Origin of the sequence: Pirellula sp. SH-Sr6A (assembly GCF_001610875.1) — a bacterium.
Classification (GTDB): Bacteria; Planctomycetota; Planctomycetia; order Pirellulales; family Pirellulaceae; genus JBKCUI01.
In genome coordinates, this window is sequence record NZ_CP011272.1 from 2009557 (window position 1) to 2030619 (window position 21063).

Here is a 21063-nt window from a genome sequence, read left to right on the forward strand (position 1 = left end):
ATTTTCAATATCCCGCTTCTGCTTATTGGATTTCCCTGGATCATTTCGAACCCTCTTTTCCATCCATAGATCTCGCATGAGATTGAAAAGTCCAATCGGATCGGAAACGGGACCCTCTGGGAGTTCGCTTGTCAAGAAACTGTTCCAATAGCCTGTCGTGCTTCTGGAAAAGAAGTCCTCGATCAAAGCAATGACTTCAGGCTCCATTTCGCTCCGAGAGCCAAAGCATTTGAGCAAGGTATAAAAGTCATTCAGATACTCATCATCCCATAGGCCATCGATATATCCCTTGCAACAATGCTCTACCGTCGAAATGGGCTTCAGTCCATGGTGCTTGAGATAAACATTTCCCTTGCTCGCGTATCGATCAAGGATAGCTTTCGATTTACTGTCAGAGGTTGAGATTCGACTGTGAAGCACGATGGGGACTTGATCCACTGATTCTGATTCGAGGAAATCGCTAAAAGGCAAAATGAATTCTGATGCCAAACCTGGGACATACCTCCAGAATCTTGGATCCACTTGATCGCTTGGTTGTGGCGATTTTCGCAACCGTGAAAGCTCAGCCATATCTTGCTTGAGAAGCATAATGTAGTCCGCCATCCCGTAGTGATTTGAAGCCCGAAAGATAAGTCGCTATAGGCAAAAGATGCCGAGATGCTGGCGAGCCTTCTCATCCAGCGACGGGGGAGAGGCTCGCCAGCAAAAGCGATGCATCGCTTTTCGGCTATCCATAATCATATCGTCATTGGGAGAAACCTTTCAAATCAGCCATAGCATCTCCCCTCTAGAAAGGGGCCTTGGCTACCCCGTTGGGTTTGGGTCCTCGATAATCCCCCTCGCTTCGCGTTAGAGTCACGGAAACTTAAGGGGGGGAAGGAAGGGCGAGTGAAGAGGTCGATCGGTTCCTGGGGTGAGCCAGGGGGCTTCGAGGTTATCCAGATCTTCGGCTTCGAGACTTCTTGAGCTCGGCTTCGAATAAGGTAACGAATTCCACGAGCCCAACTCCCAAAGCTTTGCAGACGTGCCGGAGTTGGACCAAATCGAGCCTTCTTTCACCTCTCTCGAATTTGCTCACATAGGACTGAGTCACGCCTAGCTTCTCGGCCAGCATCACCTGGGTGATGCCTGATCGCTCGCGGACAGCGGCGAGGGTGATCAAGAGAACTCGGTATTCAGGGGTGTGGAGTGATTCGCTCATATCGCCTAGCCGGGAAAACCGGTCAGGCTAAAGGCCATAATGGAATAGTCCTAAACGGACTATTTGGCTCAAAGAGCATGGGGAGCAGCGATCTCCAAATCTCGGTCGGAACTGGTGGTGACTTCTGAAGGGGAGTAGTCCATTATGGACTATTTGGGATTCAGGTCCGCAGGATCACCGCCAACAGAGGAACCGGATATAATGCTCCGAAACAGACTTTTCTTCATCCTTGCCCTCATCGCCCTTTTTGGGGGATTCCTAGATTTGGACGCTCTCGGCCAGGTGGGGCCAGAACTTCACAAATGGACGGATAAGCAAGGCCGGGAGATTGAGGGGGCATTCGGTGAGCTCAAGACTTCCGACCGAAGGATAGTCATCCTCGTGCCCAAAGAGATCTCCTTGGACTCTCTTTCACCGGAATCGCAGGAACTCGCCAATCGACTTTCGGTCGAGCGGAAATCGGATCGAACCACTCAAGCGATTTGGAAAAACGAGACCTACCAAACCGAGATCTATCAAATCGACGAAGCGAAATGGGGCGAGCGAGACAAGGATGGCAAGCTGCTTTGGAAACTAGATCAAAGGTCTCGAACCAAAGACTTTGTCGAACTCTATCATCCCGAAAGGAAGCAAACTTGGAGGCTCTACAAGGATCGATCGGAAATCCTAGATGGTACCGAATGGAAATGGCTTTCAAAGGGGCGATGGCAATTAGCTCCCAAACCCCAACAAGAAGAGGGTGGAAAGCAGGAACTGGGGGCATCAAAGAAAGCCGGCCAGACAACGGAATGGTACAAGGGAGGGACGCTCCACGAAGCGAACGCGTTGACTTGGCAGAAGGGTAGCGATGCAGATAAGCTTTCGACCTGTGGGGATTTTGTCAGCAAGCTTTGGACGGCAAAGCAGCTTGCCCCCAAGTTTCAGTCAGCGATCAAGTCAACCGATGATATCAAGGTGATTGCCGAGGAGCTGAAATCAGGTCTCGATGCTGCCTTCAAGATTATTCCCAACGAGGAATTGAATCGAAGAACCTACACCAATCAGGAGGTCAAAATAACGGCGATTGCCATCCTAATGGAGATGGGGGTTTTGTCCAAAACGAAAAGATGACCCTAGATGTTTGCGGAATTTCAGAAGTCGGCAGTCTCTTCATCCAGGTCAGTGAATTAGCCATCGCGACGAGCTTCGGTGGCGACAAATTCGCATTGATGGAAAAAGTGGGCAACTCAGGGGGCCACCTGCCCTCTGACGATTGTTCCAATACTTATGGTAGAACCCGCTTCCTGCGGGAACTATGAATGTCGCTAATCCATCGTGAAAGAATTGCCTTCCTTGACAAGTCTATCACCACTGGATAGACCTAGCGGCACACATTATGGGAGGCCGCCAAGACTATGCGATACAAGCTCGCATCAGAAATCCACAAACGAATCGAAGATGTACTCCGCCTGATCAAGACAGGCGAGTACTCGACGCCTAGGCTCGCCGAAGCTGTCGGCGTGTCCATACCGTCTATTTCCCGGATCGTTGCTGCACTGCGAGAACAAGGTCACCAGATCAAAGCTGAGCGTGTATCCTCTAACTGGCGGTACGTCCTAGAGTCAAGTGCCCAAGCAGACCAAAATGTGGGTGACTATGCTCACTGACTACCACGCAAAATACTTCGCCCACGATCTGACCAAGCGATGTGCTTCCGATAATCTGGAGAAGTTAGCAGGTGCACTCGTGGATGCTCAAGTAGACCTGAACCCACACCAGGTTGAAGCAGCGCTTTTCGCGTTCCGTTCGCCTTTGTCACGTGGTGCAATGCTTGCTGATGAAGTGGGCCTTGGAAAAACCATCGAAGCCGGGCTTGTGCTATCCCAAAAGTGGGCGGAGCGAAAACGCAAGTTACTGGTCATAACCCCTGCCAGCCTTAGAAAACAGTGGCATCAGGAACTCTCGGAAAAGTTCTTTCTGCCGTGCTGTATCCTGGAGGCGAAGTCCTACAACGCCGCTATTAGGGCTGGATCACTTCAGCCTTTCCGGCCCAATCAAGAAATAGTGGTAATTTGTTCGTACCAGTTTGCTCGATCCAAGGCATCTGACGTTGCCAATATCCACTGGGATTTGGCTGTTATCGACGAAGCCCATCGTCTTCGAAACGTCTATAAGCCATCCAACGTCATAGCCAACATCTTAAAGAGTGCTTTAATCAAATCGCCCAAACTCTTACTGACGGCGACACCGCTTCAGAATTCGCTGCTGGAACTGTTTGGACTGGTCAGTTTCATCGACGAACACGCATTTGGCGATCTGAAGAGTTTCCGTGAGCAGTTTGCCAACTTGAGCGAGGATGAGGTGTTTCAAACGCTAAAAGCTCGCCTCGCTCCGATTTGTCATAGGACCCTCCGACGCCAAGTGCTGGAGTATGTGCCCTACACCAAACGGCACGCCCTTGTCGAGGAATTCACCCCTGCTGAAAGCGAAGATCGCCTTTACAACGAAGTATCCGCTTATCTCCAACGAGACAACCTTCAGGCTCTCCCTGCCAGTCAGCGTAGTCTCATGACTCTAGTGCTAAGAAAACTACTGGCATCTAGTACTTTCGCGATTGCAGGGGCGTTAGACACATTGATTGCCCGACTCAAAGACAAAGCTGACGAGAAGCCGGAAGAAAAGCTTCTCGAAGACGAACTCGACGATGATTACGAGGTTCTGGACGAAATCGCTGAAGAATGGGGCGACGACTCTGCTGATCAGGAACCTTTGTCGGAACAGGATCGAACAGCCCTGGAACGCGAAATTCTTGATCTTGAGGCATTCCGCGATCTGGCACTGACCATCACTCAGAACGCAAAAGGCAAGGCCCTCCTGCAAGGTTTAGATAAGGCATTTGCCGAGACTGTTCGACTCGGTGCAGCGAAAAAAGCAATTATCTTCACTGAATCGCGGAAGACGCAAGAGTATCTCCTAAGACTGCTCCAAGACAGCTCTTATGCAGACGGAATCGTCCTGTTCAATGGATCGAACACGGACGACAAGTCAAAAACAATATACGTCGAATGGATCAAGCGAAATGCAGGGTCTGAAAAAGTCTCCGGCTCCCGCACTGCTGACATGCGGTCAGCACTTGTGGATTATTTCCGCGATTCCGGCACTATCATGATCGCGACAGAAGCGGCGGCAGAGGGCATCAATCTGCAGTTTTGCTCGCTTGTGGTCAATTATGACTTGCCTTGGAACCCTCAGCGAATCGAACAACGAATCGGTCGGTGTCATCGCTATGGACAGAAGCACGACGTCGTAGTCGTAAACTTCCTTAATCGTAACAATGAGGCCGACCAGCGGGTCTTTGAACTGCTTGATCAGAAGTTCAAACTGTTCGAGGGTGTCTTCGGCGCCTCCGATGAGGTTCTCGGAGCCATCGAATCCGGTGTCGATTTTGAGAAACGCATAGCTCGAATTTATCAAGACTGTCGGACTCCTGACGAAATCCGAGTCTCCTTTGCTCGCCTCCAGGATGAACTGACAACTCAAATCAACGAAGCGATCACGAACACCCGCAAGCAACTACTGGAAAACTTCGACGAAGAAGTCCACGAGAAACTGAAAGTGTCAAAAAGCGAGAGCCTTGGATTTCAGAGTCGGTATGAACGAATGCTGATGCGTTTATCCCGACATGAGCTGAATGGACATGCGAACTTTGCGGAATCGGAGGACGCCTTCGATCTTACGGTTAGCCCATTTCCCGAATTGGATATTCCACTGGGGCGTTACGAGTTGCCTCGGCGCAGTGGTGATGCCCACCTTTACCGTCTCGGCCACCCACTCGCCCGTCGTCTGGTCCAACAAGCCACGTCACGTGTTCTTTTTCCTGCTGAAGTCATCTTCGACTGGCCAGAAACCCGACCCAGAGTTGGAGCACTTGAGCAGTACCGGGGCTGTTCGGGCGAAATGGTTGTCAGCAAACTGAGCGTAGAGTCAATGGATCAGGCCGAGGACATTCTCTTGACAGCAGCAATGGTAAATGATGGGCGGATGTTGCCTGCCGACGTCGCGAGCAAGTTTTTTTCCTTAATCGCCACGGACGTCCGCCCTTTAACAACATTCGAACTGGATTCACGACTTGAAGTCGCGATCAACAAGCTGCAAGCCGAAGCGAGACAAAAGATATCCGAGCGTAATGGAAGGCTCTTTGAAGAAGAAGCCAGCAAGCTTGACGGTTGGGCGGAAGACCTCAAGGTTGGCCTCGAACGCGAGATCAAAGACCTTGACCGACAACTAAAGGAGGCACGTCGCGCCGTGTCGGCAGCCCTAAGCCTTGAAGACAAACTGGCCGGACAGAAGCAATTGAAGAAGCTCGAATCGGAACGAAATGAAAAGCGGCGTAAGCTGTTCGTCGCCCAGGACGATATCGAGCAGCGCCGGGACAAACTAATTGAGTCCGTGCAGGCGAAACTCGAACAGAAAGTAACGCACGAACAGGTGCTTTCGATTTGTTGGAGGATCGTATGAACGTCGAGAAACCTTACGAGATTGACCATATTCCAAAGCACTTGCATGGATTGTTCGACGGCAAAGTACCGCCAGCATCCAGTGGCAAGACGGAGCAGGAAAGAGAAAACAACTTCCTTTCTCGCTCGCTCGCAGCATTTTCAGTTCACAAGCTCAGTGGGTGCACGCTTGACGAGGCAGCCAGTTCTATCGTTGACGGTGGAGGCGATGGTGGCATTGATGCAGTTTACTATTCCCCAATCTCAAACACTCTTTGGCTTGTTCAGTCGAAGTTCATCGAAAATGGACGCGGCGAACCCGATCTCGGAGAAGCAAGTAAATTCAAAGATGGGATCGACAACTTACTTTCCGGTAAGTGGAACGCGTTCCTAAAGAACAATGCTTGGGCAAGACGCATTCCTCTCATCAAGAAGCTTATGGAAGACCAAAGCGTCCTTCATGTTAAAGCAGTACTCGTATACTCCGGGATTAACGCCGTATCCGAAGATCGCCTGCGGCTCTTCGAAACGCTAGAGTCACGCTACAACCACGGCGACGAGTTCCTTCGCTTTGGGACATATAGCCTTGTCAGCGTTCACGATTGGCTAACTGGAGCTGATGCCGCCGCAGGAGTAGATAGGGTCGAACTTGAAATTCTTAAGCCGGGGTGGGTGATCGAGCCGTACCAGACCATCTACGGTCAGGTTCGGGTCGCAGACGTGGCGGCTCTTTATGAGACCCATCGCGCCGCCTTAGTCGAGGCAAACCTCCGGCGCTACAAAGGGCTGACGGAAGTCAACAAACGGATCAAGGAAACACTGCAAGCCGAGGGAAAGCATTTCTTTTACTTGAACAATGGCTTGACGGCCTATTGCTTGAGACTCGACGTTGCGGCTACCGACCGAGCCAATACGGAGAAAAAGAAGATTACCGCAAGGGGGTTCTCCATAGTCAATGGAGCGCAAACTATCGGCACCATCCATGCCGCAAATGCAGGTGGCGATGGTTTCGTTTTCCTGAAGATCATCTCCCTTGAGAAATGCGAAAAGGAAGCTGCCTTCGCCCGACGGATCACAGAATCCACCAACTTCCAGAATCAGATCAGCCCGCGAGACTTCGTCGCCCTCGACGAGCAACACGAACGGATTGCTCTCCAACTCGAAATGGATGGCATTCACTACCACTTCAAGGAAGCTGATGACGTTCCCGAACCGGACGCCACCAATTTTACGCTCGACGAAGCCGCGACCGCTCTGGCGTGCTTAGAGCCGGACAAGGATTGCGACTATTGTTCCATGCTCCTGAGTAACCGAAAGGCTCTCTGGTCAGCCGAACCCGTCTACCCGAAGGACAGACCTCAAGAGAGCTTGTGCGAGCGAATGTTTCGCCGCGACCGTTCCTCGCGAAAAGTATGGCGAGCCGTACAGCTACGACGCATCGTTATCGAGCGATTGAACGGCGAGCGTCCCGCTGCCGGTGCCCGGCGCGAGTTCTACGAGAATGCCCGCTGGCTTGTTCTGCATCTACTTTTTCTGCGAGAGCATCTCGAACAAGGGGAGACGCTCGCCCTTACCGAGGAGGAAAAGGCCAGGGCTGCGGCACAGACATTGGAGATCGCAAACGCGATTTGGGCCACAGCCCAAGAAGCTGGCTTCGTGTCGGCCACCGAACCATACACTTCGCCCAGGCACTTCAAATCGGTTTTTTGCAACGCGGCTGACTGCCAGAAGTTGAAAGCCGGAGCGATGAGGAAGCTCAACGAGAAGCCGACGGCAATAGCCTCGGACGGCATAGAGGAAGCCAAGGTATGACCCAACGGAAGCAAAAACTTGAACTCACATGGATTGGCAAAGATGTGCGTCCAAAGTTGGAGCCTCGCATTCTCCTTGAAGATCAGGCTCGCTCTTACGTTGCTGACGTTCGCGTAACCAACAAAGACATATTCGATAACCGATTGATTTTCGGAGATAATCTACTCGCACTAAAAGCCCTCGAATCTGAGTTCACTGGCAAAGTTAAGTGCGTGTTCATCGACCCGCCGTACAACACGGGAAGTGCTTTTACGCATTACGACGACGGGCTGGAGCATTCCATTTGGCTAGGACTGATGCGCGACCGACTAGAAATTATTAAACGGTTGCTGGTGGACGATGGTTCGCTCTGGATCACCATTGACGACAACGAGGCCCACTATCTGAAAGTGTTGTGCGATGAGGTGTTTGGACGCGGGTGTTTTGTTACCGCTTTCATTTGGAAAAAAGTTGATAGCCCAAATGACAACAAGGTTCCGATCACTCCAGACCACGAATACTTGCTGTGCTTTACGAAAACGCCAGGTGCTAGACCATTCAAGCAAAAACAAGATGATTCAATATTGTCCGCGTATCGAAAACCCGATGCTGAATCTGACAGGCCGTATCGTGATCGCCTATTGAAGAAGAACGGCAAAAACAGTCTTCGCTCAGACCGTCCTTCAATGTTTTTTCCTTTGACTGCGCCCGACGGAACAGAAGTACTGCCGATTCATGATGACGGTCGTGAAGCGCGATGGGCAATGGGGAAAGCTGGCGTTGATGAGTTAATTAAAAAGAACGAATTGATCTGGAAGAAGCGAGAAAACGGCTGGATTCCTTACACCCGCGAATATGCTCCCAACAGCCCAGCGCGGCCATATCCAACAATATGGAATGACCTTGACACAACGAGACAAACAAAGTCGCATCAAAAAAAACTATTTGGTGAAGATGTTTTCGATACCCCAAAACCCGAAGACATGCTCAAGCGAGTTCTGGACATTTCCACCAATCCTGGTGATCTCGTGCTCGACTCATTCGCGGGTTCTGGCACGACTGGGGCAGTAGCCCACAAGATGGGGCGTGGATGGATTATGATCGAGCTTGGTGATCATTGTCACACGCACATAATTCCTCGAATGAAAAAGGTAATCGACGGACAAGATCCCGGTGGTGTCACTGAAGTAACATCCTGGAAGGGCGGTGGTGGTTTTCGCTACTTCAAGCTTGCACCGAGCCTGTTGATGCAGGACAAGTGGAGTCAGTGGGTTATCAGCAAAGAATACAACGCTTCAATGCTGGCCGAGGCACTCTGCAAGCTCGAAGGCTTCCGCTACGAGCCATCGGACAGCATCTTCTGGATGCAAGGTCGTAGCACGGAGACCGACTTTCTCTATTGCACCACGCAAACTCTTAGTGTGGAGCAGCTGAACCAAATCTCCGAAGAAGTAGGCGATGGCCGGACTCTTCTGGTGCTGTGCAGTGCCTTCCGAGGCAAGTCCGACAATTGGCCAAACCTGACTGTTAAGAAGATCCCAAAGGCTGTCTTGCACAAGTGTGAGTGGGGTCACGACGATTATTCGCTCAAAGTGGAGAACCTACCTAAGCCACCCAAGAAACAACGCACCTCTCTGTTTGACTACATGGAAGGGGGTGACGAATGAATCGCCACGTCAACAATGTCGCGGGAAGGCTCAGCCTACGGTCCCCGCAACGAGAATCTCTAGAAGTTCTCGCTCGTATCTGTGAAATTGCTCCACCTACTAAGGACGCCGACCGCACTGCGGCTTTGGCGGCGATCCGGTCTGAATTTGCAGGCGTGACCGACTTTGAGCGAGAGTTTCCCTCTATATGCTTTGCACTTGCAACCGGCGTTGGCAAAACACGGCTAATGGGGGCTTTCATCAGTTATCTCTACATCGCGCATGGTGTCCGCAACTTTTTCGTGCTGGCGCCGAACTTGACGATATATAACAAGCTGATAAGTGATTTCAGCAACTGTACGAAACCTAAGTATGTTTTTCAGGGTATTCAAGATTTTGCCATTAATCCACCTTCAATTATTACCGGCGATAATTACGAGTCCCAGGCTCGCACGCTATTCGACAGACCTGAAGATTGCAAAATCAACATCTTTAACATTTCGAAAATCTCAAGCGAAGTCCGAGGTGGGAAGCAACTCAAGATGCGCCGCCTCTCAGAATACATCGGACAAAGTTATTTCGAGTATCTGAGTCAGCAAAGCGACCTCGTTCTGCTGATGGATGAATCGCATCGATATCGCGCCAGTGCGGGCGTAAGGGCAATTAACGACCTTAAGCCAGTTCTTGGATTGGAACTGACTGCTACCCCATTCGTAGAGACAAGTAAGGGAGCAATTCCGTTCAAAAATGTTGTAGTCGATTACCCGCTGGCGAAGGCAATGGCTGATGGTTTCGTAAAGGAACCGGCTGTCGTCACCCGCAAGGACTTTAACCCGTCAGGCATGTCGAGAGATGAGATTGAACGCTTGAAACTGGAAGATGGCGTGCGCTTGCACGAACAGGTCAAGGTCGAACTGGAGACCTATGCCCGGCAGACCGGCCAGCCGATTGTCAAACCGTTCGTGTTGGTTATCGCCCGGGACACTGCTCACGCTAGCGAACTGCTGAGATTAATTCAGGACGATACGTTTTTTGATGGTCGCTACAAGGAGCACGTAATCCAGGTCGATTCGAGCAAGACCGGTGTCGAAGAAGACAGGATGATTCAGGATTTGCTTGCGGTCGAAAACGAAGAGTCACCAACGGAGATCGTAATTCACGTCAATATGCTCAAGGAGGGCTGGGACGTAACGAATCTTTACACAATCGTTCCACTCCGGGCCGCGAATGCTCGCATTTTGATCGAGCAGAGCATCGGACGCGGCCTTCGCTTGCCCTACGGCAAACGTACTGGCGTGAACACAGTTGACCGACTTAACATTATCGCCCACGACAAATTTCAGGAGATCGTGGATGAGGCGAAGCGGTCGGATTCTCCGATCCGTCTGCAACAACTCGTGTTGGATGCCTCCCAACTCGAGCAGAACACGGTATCGGTTATCTCAACTTCGGCTGTAGCGGAGCAATTAGGGCTGACTGAACCACAGGTAACATTAATCGGAAGCGAGGCTACGTCGCCTGCCATCAAACCCATCTTCGCTACGGAAGCCGAAAAACAGGTTGCAAAGGTTGCATACGAAGTCATCCGCTCCTTCGAGGGTAAAACGGACTTGGCTCCGACCGTCGCATCTCTTCAAAAGAAGGAAATTCAGGAGCAGTTGGTTGCGGAAGTGAAGCGACGACTCGGCCCGCAGCAACAGGAAATGTTCGCAGAAGCCAACGCGGTGGCTGCCGTCGTCGCCAAAACGACCAAACAAGTTGTCTTGGGCACCATCGACATACCTCGCATCATCGTCGTGCCGAAGGACGAAGTGAAGAGCGGCTTCAAGCTTTTCAAATTGAATCTGACCTCATTGCGGTATCCCGTGCCGTCGGACGAACTCGTTGCCCAAACATTGAGAACGGGGGAGCAAGAAAGCATCAGCCTGGGACGCGGCGGCATCGAGGAGCAACGGCTGGAGGATTATATTGTCGGCGGCCTGGTGGACTTCGATGACGTATCGTACGACGACCATTCCGATTTGCTCTACGATCTTGCGGCCCAGACGGTGGCCCACTTGAAAGGTTATCTCAACCACGATCAAGACGTCCGAAAGGTTCTCAGGGTCCACCAAAAGCCGATTTCGGCTTTGATTCACTCGCAGATGATGGAACATTTCTGGGAGGAATTGACCGGCTACGATGCGGAAGTCAGCAAGGGCTTCACCGAACTTCGCCCAAGCGCGTACACCGCCAATGCAAAAGACACCGTGCTAGATTATCGGCAGCCCCCATCTGAAAAGTCGAAGATTGGACAGTATCTATTCAGTGGCTTTGAACGCAGCCTCTACCGGCTCACAAAATTTCAATCAAACACGGAACGGATGCTTGCCATTATTCTTGAGAAAGACTCCCTTCGGTGGTTCCGACCTGCCAAAGGGCAATTTCAAATCTTCTTTAAGTCTGGACATGAACATCAAGAGTACGTCCCAGACTTTGTTGCGGATACAGACGACTGTATATTGATGATTGAGACAAAAGCCGGTGGAATGAAAGATGACGCCGTTGTTGCCGCAAAACGTGAGGCAGCATTGAAGTGGTGCGAGCATGCCACGGCCTATTCTGAACAACATGGCGGAAAGCCATGGAATTATGCATTAATCCCACATGAGATGGTTGCAGAAAACATGACACTTAAGGGATTGATCCTTGCAGCCGGGGGCGCTTAGATGGCTGCCGACCCGCTGATCTATTGTCTTGAAAATCTAACAGACTATGACCAGTTCGAGCGATTGTGCGATGACATGATGGCCCTAGACGGCTATCGCAATATCGAACCTATCGGCGGTAGCAAAGACAAAGGCCGCGACGCGATTCACGTCGATTCATCTACTGGAACGGTGGCGATTTTTGCTTACAGCGTCCGCGAAGACTGGCGAAAAAAACTCGGCCAGGACAGTGAGAAAATTCGAAAGCACGGCCACCCTTGCAATCGCCTCGTATTTCTTTCTACGGCGGTGTTTACCCCTTCAGAGCGGGACGAAGCGGTTCAATTCATCCAGGACACCTACGGTTGGCCGCTTGAACTGTACGGGCTAGAACGTCTTTCCAGTATGCTGCGATCGTCGCACCGCGAATTAGTCTCGCAACATCCGCAGATATTTACACCGCTCTTTTTTCCATTCGCAGGTGGGTTATCGCTTTCCCCTTCACCAGATCACCTAGTGGTAGATCACGTTGAGGCTGACGCTGGATTGGCCCACTGGCTTTCCAGGCGGTTGACCCTCGCAGGCTTTCACGTCTGGTGCCGGGGTTTAGCTCCAATGGCTGGTTCGTCGGTCAATGACGCGGTACGCGGACTCCTTACACAGCGAGCTTTCCGATACATCCCAATCTTAAGCCCCGAGGCATTAAGCGATCCAGAGTTCACGGCTCGCCGAAATATGGCCCTCGCAGTCGGAGGGTCACGCGGTTCACAATTTCTGATTCCTGCCATCGCTAAACCATTCGATTCCGCCCGACTGGATCAGGAAACACGAAGCATAACGGCCGCATCATTCCATGTGAGTTGGGCCCTCGGACTGAAATCCATCGAAGAAGCACTTTCATCAACCGCTTGTCCAAGAAAGTCGGAGGGAGCTCGTGACCTCGCCATCCGATCCTACTTCCCGGGGGAGATTATCATCAATGAACCGGAGGATCTGGCCTCCAATCTATTCAAGGTAACTCACGTCCCAGAAGTTATCCGCCGGTTTCACTCCTCGACCCCAATAACCGATGAAGACGGCCCGCTCGCAGGACAGTGGAGCTTTCGGAAAGTAAGTCCGACGCATTTCCTGAGCTTTCATTATCCGCCTGCGGAACTAACCGTGGATCATGGAATTACCCAGAAAGGTGGTTCAATTTGGAGAGCTACGCCTGAGATGGATGGCATCAGGATAGACAATCTACTGATAGAACTCATCAAAAAATCACTCTATGCCGAATCCCGCCGACGCGGGCTAAACTATTGTACGGATCGCAGGCTCGTTTATTTTCCTCCCCGCTTGCTCAGAAATGACAACTTGTCATTTCAAAGGCTAGATGGCTCACATACGCATTTTTCGGTGGTCGGAGAGCGAAGCCATGGCTGGGGAGATCGTGCATCGAAATACCGCTACCATATAGCTCCCGTCTTTGCAGCAAGCGGCGATCCCAGTAAAGGATTCGAGATCATCGTTCGTATCCGCGCACATATCACAGACCTCTCAGGAAAACAGTTCCCAAGGCGAGGCGGATTGATCCGAAGAAAAAAACTCTGCAAAAGCTGGTGGAACGAAGAATGGCTGAATAGGGTGATGGGCGTGATGCAGTTCCTCGCTGACGGTAAAGACGGGATCGAAATCGGTTCAACCACAGATGATATTCTCCGGGTGGAACGGACTCCCAGAGTCTGGTCTGCCCCCATCAGAATCAACGAGGATGCTTTAAAAGATGCGAAAGCCATCGCCGAAGAAGAGTTCATTACTGGAAACGACATCGAAGAAAACGAAGACGACGATGCCTATGCCGATGCGTAATGTGACATACGGTGCTGAAGAAGTCTTCAGCCTTGACGAACCTCTCCTCGAGTTTGGTGAAGGGCAATATGCCGTCGATCCACACGACGGCCTTGCACTTTACGGGCCTTACTCTCAAGGCATGGCCGCCCACCCGGTATCGCCGCCTTACATGGTGATCGGCACCCCTGAAGGTATCGCCGCCATGCGTGCATGGTCCGAGGCCATGAACCAAGCCCACGCAGCAACTGAGACCAAGACGACCACCTCATTGAAACTCCATCGTTTGTGGCCACCTTATCCCGGATTCGAGGTCGCCTTCGGTAGCCGGTGGTCAACGACTCCGATTACAACCTTGGAACTTAATCGTGAAGAATTGCTAAACGCATCACGCAAGAAGGACTCGCACGAACGATGCTTTGCAGTGATTGAGCAAATCATGCCAGCGTTTGAGAGAGCAAGAAAGCACGATGCGAAAATAGCGGTCGCCATCTGTGTCGTGCCCGACGATGTATGGGCCAATTGTCGCACTGAATCCCGCGTTGCGAATCCCACAGATGTTGGGATCACATCCTCAACCAAGAAATCTCGGATGCGTGGGCAAGGTGAACTCTTCGAGGAATTCAATGCCGAGCAATATCATTTCTCTCCGGACTTTCGGCGTCAGCTAAAAGCCAGGACTATGCGATATGACATTCCAATACAGATCATTCGGGAATCAACACTCAAACTCTCAGATGAAAAGACTTTTGGTGAGAGAGGGCTAACCCGACTTTCTGACAGAATGTGGAACCTTGGCACTGCTTTGTACTACAAGGCGGGTGGGAGGCCTTGGAAGCTCCATTCCGCACGGGAAGGAGTCTGCTATATCGGGATCGCTTTTCGCCGAGCAAACAAAGGCAATCGCACCGCTTGCTGTGCCGCTCAGATGTTTTTGGATAGCGGTGATGGAATTGTTTTCCTCGGCGAATACGGGCCTTGGTACTCCCCTGATAAAAATCAGTTTCACATTGAACGAGATGCAGCGAAACGGCTGTTAAAAGGGATTCTCAAAACCTATTCTGATTTAGAAGGAAAGCCCCTCGCTGAAGTCTTTCTGCATTGCCGTTCAAGCATCAGTCGGGACGAATTCCAAGGATACAGCGAGGCTTGCCCTCCAAATTGCAAACTGGTTGCCGTGCGAGTAAAATCGGATTCATACGGCCCACGTCTGTATCGAACGAGTTCCATGCCGGTCCTTCGCGGCACATTCCTCAAGATGAGCGACCGCTCAGGCTTTCTCTACGCATCAGGGTTCAAGCCCAGACTTGGAACTTACGACGGCTGGGAGACGCCAGTGCCTCTTCGGATTGATATCCAACATGGTGGCGCCAAGATTGAACAAGTCGCTCGCGACATCCTTGGGTTAACCAAACTAAACTACAACGCCTGTAAACTAGGCGAGAGCCAGCCCGTTACCGTGGGGTTTTCGGATGCCGTAGGGGAGATTCTGATTTCCAACCCAACGGTTGCGGACAGACGCCCGAGCTTCAAATTCTACATCTAACCGCTGCCAACCCACGTCCACAAGGTCCACATCGATGGCTATCTGCGATCGAAGAACATCCTAGATTTGGATATAAAGTCAGCACTGAATTTCCCCTCTTCTACTGAGAAAATGTCAAAGTTTCGACCTCCAATCCCAGATACCAGCGATAAAAAGTCCAATGGCTGTTTTGTCGCCCCGACTATAAACTAGGCAGTCTTTGAACACTGCACTTTAGCCGAAGATCTATAATAGATCGTAACATATAGAAATGAACAGTGGCTTAGTTACGCCGCCAAAGTCAATCGCGAGCAAACCTAGGGCCAAAACGCCTCACCCCGTCTACCTCACTGTCATGAACGCTCGCATCCGCCCCCCCAATGTATATGCCGCATTGGCGTTCTAGCCCAGGTACTTCGAAAGCCCAAATGCTTCGGTAACCTCAGTGATGTAATGCAGTTGGAAATGGGTCAGTTGAGTCCGTCGAGCAAACGGCAGGTCAGTTCTGGCTCGCTTTGTAAGATTGACCGCTTTCGTCGAACTCGATTCGATATTTAGCCAAGTTAGGATTTCTCGCCAAACCACCGACATTGACAAGCAGTCAGAATAGGAAACACATCGTACATTGGGAAAGTGCACCGCATCGGTATGGGCTATCCAGTTCTCGATACACCATCGCAATGCAAGTCGGTCACTGAGACTGGAGCTACTCTGCAGAAACGGTTCAAAATCCTTCAGCCGAGTCCAAAGCATTGGGTTATGATACTTGAGTTGCCGAATATCGCAATCAAACTCCCATCCTTTTGATGATGCTAATATTTGCGATTGAATAACATCGATGGGATTACGGACGAGATAAATAACCTTTAATTCTGGCCATAGGTTGCATATACCCTCTAACGCCAAACATGCTCTAATCTCCTTTATCACTCGCCAAGATGCTTTATTCCTGTTACAGGCTTGGCGAGTCCAGTACGTATTACATGCTCCGAAAAACAGTTCTTCTAAACCCCTCAGCTTTTCGATAGACGCTAAATCATCTCGAGTGGCATATAACTGCAAATTAAAGTCAATTCTGCCTCGATCGAAGAATGGCTTCCGTAACGCAAACTCGACATCTGTATTTAAAAGCATCGGCTCGAATATAATTTGGGCCTCCATTATCTCGGCGACAACCGATCCAAGCCAAGTTGTACCGCTTCGCCCAGACCCGCAAACCAAAATCACGTTCGCTGGAGACATCGCCTGATGTTCGTACCTCCAGAAAATGTAGTTTATTAAGCATCCAGCATGAATCCAGCCACGAGAAAGGAGATGAAAGATATGGGTCTTGATGTTGTATTGCATAACTGACCGAGCTGGCTATATAAATCGCAATTAGTAGTGATTTGCTTGTTCAGATTACGTAATGTTATTCGACTTTCCAATTCTATGCTCCTGCAACAAGGAGTTCCTAGTTCCAAAACTGTAAAGGTTCTTCGTTGCCAAACGATAGAGAAGCTTTTGCGGCATCGGGACAGCAAAACATTCTAGAAGAAACCAAAACAAGGCTCTTTTGTCCATTCGACTCAGCCAATATCGTCTCTTGACATACAACACGCCAAGTAAGCATTTGCGAGTCCTCCTTGCTTTGATCTGACCTGAATGCAGGCGATAGTTTATCAAAGCTTCATCGCAATTTGCAAACCTTGCGCCATTGAAGGCTAGTCTGCTCCATAAATCATAATCCTCAATTGGATAACCGGTCTCCCGGTATCCGTTGACAGCATTAATCGCATCTCGCCTAATTGTTACTGACGGATGACAGAATGGAACGAACAACTGCATGGACTTCAAGATTTCCGCATGGTTTCTTGGGAAGCAACGATATCCTCGCTCAATCCCATCGCTATCAATTACCCTGACCTGCGATCCGAGAACGTCGACTTCTTTGTTCGAGTCGAGTACAACAGTCTGTTTCTCAAGTCTGTCTGCAGACATTACGTCATCCCCATCAAATATTGCAATATACTCACCTTGACTCATTTCAATACCAAAATTCTTTTGATTAACCAGCGTTGTGCGCACGGGGCGTTCAAAGTATCTAATTCTAGAATCGGAAAAGCACCGAATAACTTCTCGACCGGAAATATAAGAAGCATCCTCCACTACAATTACTTCAAAATCTGTCATCGATTGGGATAAAACACTGCTCAATGCCTCGCGTAAATACCGAGGTTGTGGATTGAGTACCGCCATCACGATTGAAATTTTGGGCATTTCATCTAGTTTCTTTGCGTTGTTGAATAAAAATATCAAATAACCCCACTTTGCTCCCCAAAAAGCCTTACTCGAACCAATCACTCTGAAGAACGCATCTTTACCCTAAATAAACGAATCTCTCCAGATACGGGAACAGGTTCAAAAAGCTGTGGATTTTCCATCAGGATACTGCCCGCCTTAGCGTAGTGCGGACCGGTTGGTACCTGCTCGACAGCAACAAACGATACCGAAGAGCGTATTATCTGTTTCAGCATAGAGTCAAGATCTTCGACCCTTTCCGGTCTTATTACTTTTCTCTCGCGAAATGGCCCCAGCAAGGGATAATACCGATAGACATATGCTAGTATTGCAATCGGTTTGTCCTCCATTTTGTCTAGAGTAGTAAAAAGGCTGCCAGAAGACCAGTCATCATAGTGGCGATTGTAATTTTGCACCCAATAATGTCGACTCTGCGCAATTAAAACAAGCCCAAGACCTAATAGCACCAAGACCGAATATTTCGGAAGCCTTATAACCAATCGATAGATAAGGCATAGTGCCGCCAGTGTTACGCAAGACAAAGAAATGACATCGCCCACTCGATCTATTGCTTTTGCGTCTATCAAAACGAAAGCCTGATAGGCAATGATTGTGACAAACATAAGTTTACACCAAATGCTTTCTTGCGAAATATTCCAAGTACGCAAAACCCTATTGAGCAAAACAAATGCTAAGATAACGGAAAGCGAAATGCCGCAGAGCGAGAATCGAATTGGCGAATAGCCGGACGCAGCCATATTAAGCGTTCCAGGAGTTGTCTCAGCGCCAAATGGAGTGACAACTGCAAGCAACCATGAAAACAATGACGCAATAATGATAATACAATGCTTTTGCTTTTCCGAGCGTTGGGAGGTGTAGGAAACTATCGTTAGCACCATAATGACAGCGGGAGTAGTTAAACAGAGGCCAGTAAAGATCCACCCCAAATTCTTAACAAAACCCCGCAACACAAACTCGTGTAGATACGGACTGCCGTTCCCGAGTAAAGTCGTAGTCCAAAGCCCAACGCTGCGGTGTCTTAGCAATTGGTCCGTATCATGAGTTAGCCCGAGCGGGTAAAATGGCGTGCCAGAAATATAAATATTCCTGCAGTACCAGTACATAAACAACGGTGTGGAAATTAATATGCACTGGATCAATAGATAACTTGGGAAGCTTCTGTTTATCCTCCACAGGGACCCGTAGAATATAATAATAAGCAGCGTGGAGTACCCAATCGCGTAATACTTTACCCCTGCTAATAGTCCAACCGCAACGCAGAATATGATGTGTAAAAAACTCTGTGGTCTCGCAAGATACAAAAGTGACAAGGCCAATCCCGCGAGGAATAATGCACAAACGGTTAGGTCATTCTTTAGGTCGACCATTTGGCGAATAACGGTGTAATTAGTCACAGAAAATAGCAAGAGAGCGTTGCGGACAGTCGAAGAAAGATCCATTATAGATCCCAAGGTAAAAATCGCGACTGCTAGTAAGAAAGCACCGCAGAAATTAGCTGTCGAAAAGAGGAAGTCACAATCAAATGGGTTGGTAAACCACAGGGCAAGCAATTCATTATTCCCCGGATCAGCCCAACGGGCGCAGTTAGGCGCGTAAAGCGAATCTATTTGCTGCCAGTGGACTGTCAAGGGAAGGTGGTACATCAAGGTGTCCCAGTCTAGAGGCAGTGCGAACATGCCGTTCATAAGAAAAATACTGGTTCCAAAAATAAAAAGTGCCCAAAGTGGTAATCGATTGCCATTGAGAATTGTTCGCTCGTCGCGTATTACTGAAGGTGATTTTTCACTGCATTCCTTAGGCAACGATATGGAACGCAATTTCGCGATGGCGAACAACGCCAATGAACAAAGCAACACAAAAAAGATTACTCGAGATGCAGAAAGATTACCCAAAACGCCATTAATAGTTGATGCAAAGACAACGAGGGCCATGCATATAATGCTGCTGCATAGTGCCCGTACAGATTTATTCTCATATGGCAGGAAGGTCGTACATAGTTTACAAGCGCTGTAAACACTAAATATTGAAGTTAATGCCCAAGCGATTATAATCGGATCCATTAATTTGAGCATTTGCGAGGATTCTGGCATGAATGGGTTAAAGGTGAGCTGTCTATCAATATCGGTTTGCGATGCCATCTCATTTGTTGTCGGACCGGCTACCTAAACTGTGGTAAACGGTAGTGTCGATTTCGAAGGAAATACTACGGACGGAACAGTCGCAAAGTGCAAAAGTGCATGAAGTATGGGGAGATCCGAAACTCCCTATCGAGCTTAGCCCAGGAGTGTCATTTAACAACGGCCATCGCGAATTGGTGCTGCGATGGTTGTCGTTATTGAAGCCTGAGAAGAGCGACTCGCTATCCCCCCAGTCAAGTCCATCTTTATAATGCAAAGAGTTGAGGTACTTCTCTCCGGTCAGAATTGTATTGCTTAGACCATCAATGATTTCAGCAGACTTAATCGAGCGTCGAAGATAACTGATCCCTGACCAATCTGGTGGCGGTGCAGGCCAGCGGTTCTGAATCGAAAACAGAACACCTTCGCGGTCGTCGGATGGACCGTAGAAGTCCAGAGGCCAGAAGTTGATTGTCTCACGATCAACTGTACCACTACCAATGTTTACAGCATAGTCGGAACGAGCAACCATCTTAAGCGCCGTCACGACACCTACGGGCCTTAAACAAGGTATACATGCATTGTTGACAGCAAACACCCCAGATCGCCGCGAAGGGCAATTGAAAATCGGCACGTTCGAGGAAATTCTTGCCCGTAGGCCGGTATCTCGAACGGACGCTGCAGAGTGATATCTTCCAATTTCAAATAGGGAATTTTGCTCCAAGTAGGGGAGGATCGCATATCCCCAGGAACCAGGTTGATCAGAATCCATATCAGGGAAGCCTACCCAACCATATCCCCATCCACCGCTTGGATACCTTCGCTTTGTAGATTCGAAGTTGCTCATTGCTGTTGCAATCTGACGCATATTGTTCATGCAATGGATCGCCCTAGCAGACTCTCTTACGGCCTGAACAGCGGGCACGAATAGGCTTAGTAGTAATCCAACAAGCGATATGCTGATGATGAGTTCGAGCAATGAAAAAGCTCGCCGATTGGTTCTCATGAAATTGGCCCATGCGAGATAGATAGGAACACTTGCTTACAATCACAGATGGGGAATTGTATGCACGAAGGAAACGAATAAACTTTTCGTTGATCCATCGGAGAAAAACAGTTCAACCTTAAGTTGCAACTCGATAGGCTTCTCGTCGTTTGCCGCTCCAAAATCAATCCTAATCGCCTGCTTTGACTCTCCTCGAAGCTTATATCCAACTATTGTGCCTTTAGCGCAGGAGCAGCTTGTAGATATGCTATTAATGGTTTTTCCTGAATCGACGCCAATTGACTCAAGTGGAATGCAGTAGTAGTGCGGCGTATCCATAAATATTACTCCCGCAGACACTGAAGTGTCTTTTTTAGAATCTTCAATCCGTGGATGGGATTCGTCTAAACATCCAGTCATTGGTGTCAAGACTGCTAAGGCAACGAAAATGTTCTTCAGGTACTTTTGCATATTGACTCTCTAGTGACATAGGACGTGCGACAGG

At 49.6% G+C, this 21063-nt stretch carries 13 protein-coding genes; 7 read left to right on the top strand and 6 right to left on the bottom strand.

All coding sequences use genetic code 11. The annotated features are described in order from the left end of the window. Positions 1-934 precede the first annotated feature (934 nt). Positions 935-1201, bottom strand: coding sequence for a helix-turn-helix domain-containing protein (locus tag VN12_RS07995; RefSeq protein WP_146676331.1), 267 nt, complete (start codon positions 1199-1201; stop codon positions 935-937). A 201-nt stretch (positions 1202-1402) separates the two neighbouring features. Here VN12_RS07995 and VN12_RS08000 point away from each other — a divergent pair, with 201 nt between their 5' ends. The 7 genes from VN12_RS08000 to VN12_RS08030 all read left to right on the top strand — a co-directional run bounded on the left by VN12_RS08000 (position 1403) and on the right by VN12_RS08030 (position 15176). Next, positions 1403-2311 (top strand): hypothetical protein, encoded by a 909-nt coding sequence (locus tag VN12_RS08000; protein ID WP_146676332.1) that lies wholly within the window; start codon positions 1403-1405, stop codon positions 2309-2311. Between the two features lie 525 nt (positions 2312-2836). After that, a complete protein-coding gene (locus VN12_RS08005) occupies positions 2837-5698 on the top strand; it encodes an SNF2-related protein (RefSeq protein WP_146676333.1) in 2862 nt (953 codons plus the stop codon). Continuing rightward, positions 5695-7488 carry an AIPR family protein gene (locus VN12_RS08010; RefSeq protein ID WP_146676334.1) on the top strand — a complete coding sequence of 598 codons (1794 nt, stop codon included), beginning with the start codon at positions 5695-5697 and terminating at the stop codon, positions 7486-7488. The genes VN12_RS08005 and VN12_RS08010 overlap by 4 nt, the downstream gene beginning before the upstream one ends. After that, positions 7485-9134 (top strand): site-specific DNA-methyltransferase, encoded by a 1650-nt coding sequence (locus tag VN12_RS08015; RefSeq protein ID WP_146676335.1) that lies wholly within the window; start codon positions 7485-7487, stop codon positions 9132-9134. Before VN12_RS08010 ends, VN12_RS08015 begins: the two co-directional genes overlap by 4 nt. Further along, entirely contained in the window at positions 9131-11821 is a 2691-nt protein-coding gene (locus VN12_RS08020; RefSeq protein ID WP_146676336.1) for a DEAD/DEAH box helicase, read from the top strand. The genes VN12_RS08015 and VN12_RS08020 overlap by 4 nt, the downstream gene beginning before the upstream one ends. Continuing rightward, positions 11822-13651 carry a restriction endonuclease gene (locus VN12_RS08025; protein WP_146676337.1) on the top strand — a complete coding sequence of 610 codons (1830 nt, stop codon included), beginning with the start codon at positions 11822-11824 and terminating at the stop codon, positions 13649-13651. After that, positions 13638-15176: a hypothetical protein gene (locus VN12_RS08030; RefSeq protein WP_205855225.1), complete on the top strand. Its 1539-nt coding sequence runs from the start codon at positions 13638-13640 to the stop codon at positions 15174-15176. The genes VN12_RS08025 and VN12_RS08030 overlap by 14 nt, the downstream gene beginning before the upstream one ends. Positions 15177-15557: 381 nt before the next feature. Here the strand turns inward: VN12_RS08030 and VN12_RS26800 are convergent, their stop codons facing one another. From VN12_RS26800 to VN12_RS08055, 5 genes are read right to left on the bottom strand one after another with little or no spacing between them, the layout of a single operon-like run. Further along, positions 15558-16502: a sulfotransferase gene (locus tag VN12_RS26800; protein WP_146676339.1), complete on the bottom strand. Its 945-nt coding sequence runs from the start codon at positions 16500-16502 to the stop codon at positions 15558-15560. A 54-nt stretch (positions 16503-16556) separates the two neighbouring features. Beyond that, a complete protein-coding gene (locus tag VN12_RS08040) occupies positions 16557-17498 on the bottom strand; it encodes a glycosyltransferase (RefSeq protein WP_146676340.1) in 942 nt (313 codons plus the stop codon). Further along, entirely contained in the window at positions 17495-19594 is a 2100-nt protein-coding gene (locus VN12_RS08045; RefSeq protein ID WP_146676341.1) for a hypothetical protein, read from the bottom strand. Before VN12_RS08045 ends, VN12_RS08040 begins: the two co-directional genes overlap by 4 nt. A gap of 1 nt (position 19595) precedes the next feature. Beyond that, the gene (locus tag VN12_RS08050; RefSeq protein ID WP_146676342.1) at positions 19596-20579 is read right to left on the bottom strand and encodes a DUF1559 domain-containing protein; all 984 of its coding nucleotides are present in this window, start codon (positions 20577-20579) and stop codon (positions 19596-19598) included. 42 nt (positions 20580-20621) lie between these two features. Further along, positions 20622-21029 (bottom strand): hypothetical protein, encoded by a 408-nt coding sequence (locus VN12_RS08055; RefSeq protein ID WP_146676343.1) that lies wholly within the window; start codon positions 21027-21029, stop codon positions 20622-20624. Positions 21030-21063 lie beyond the last annotated feature (34 nt).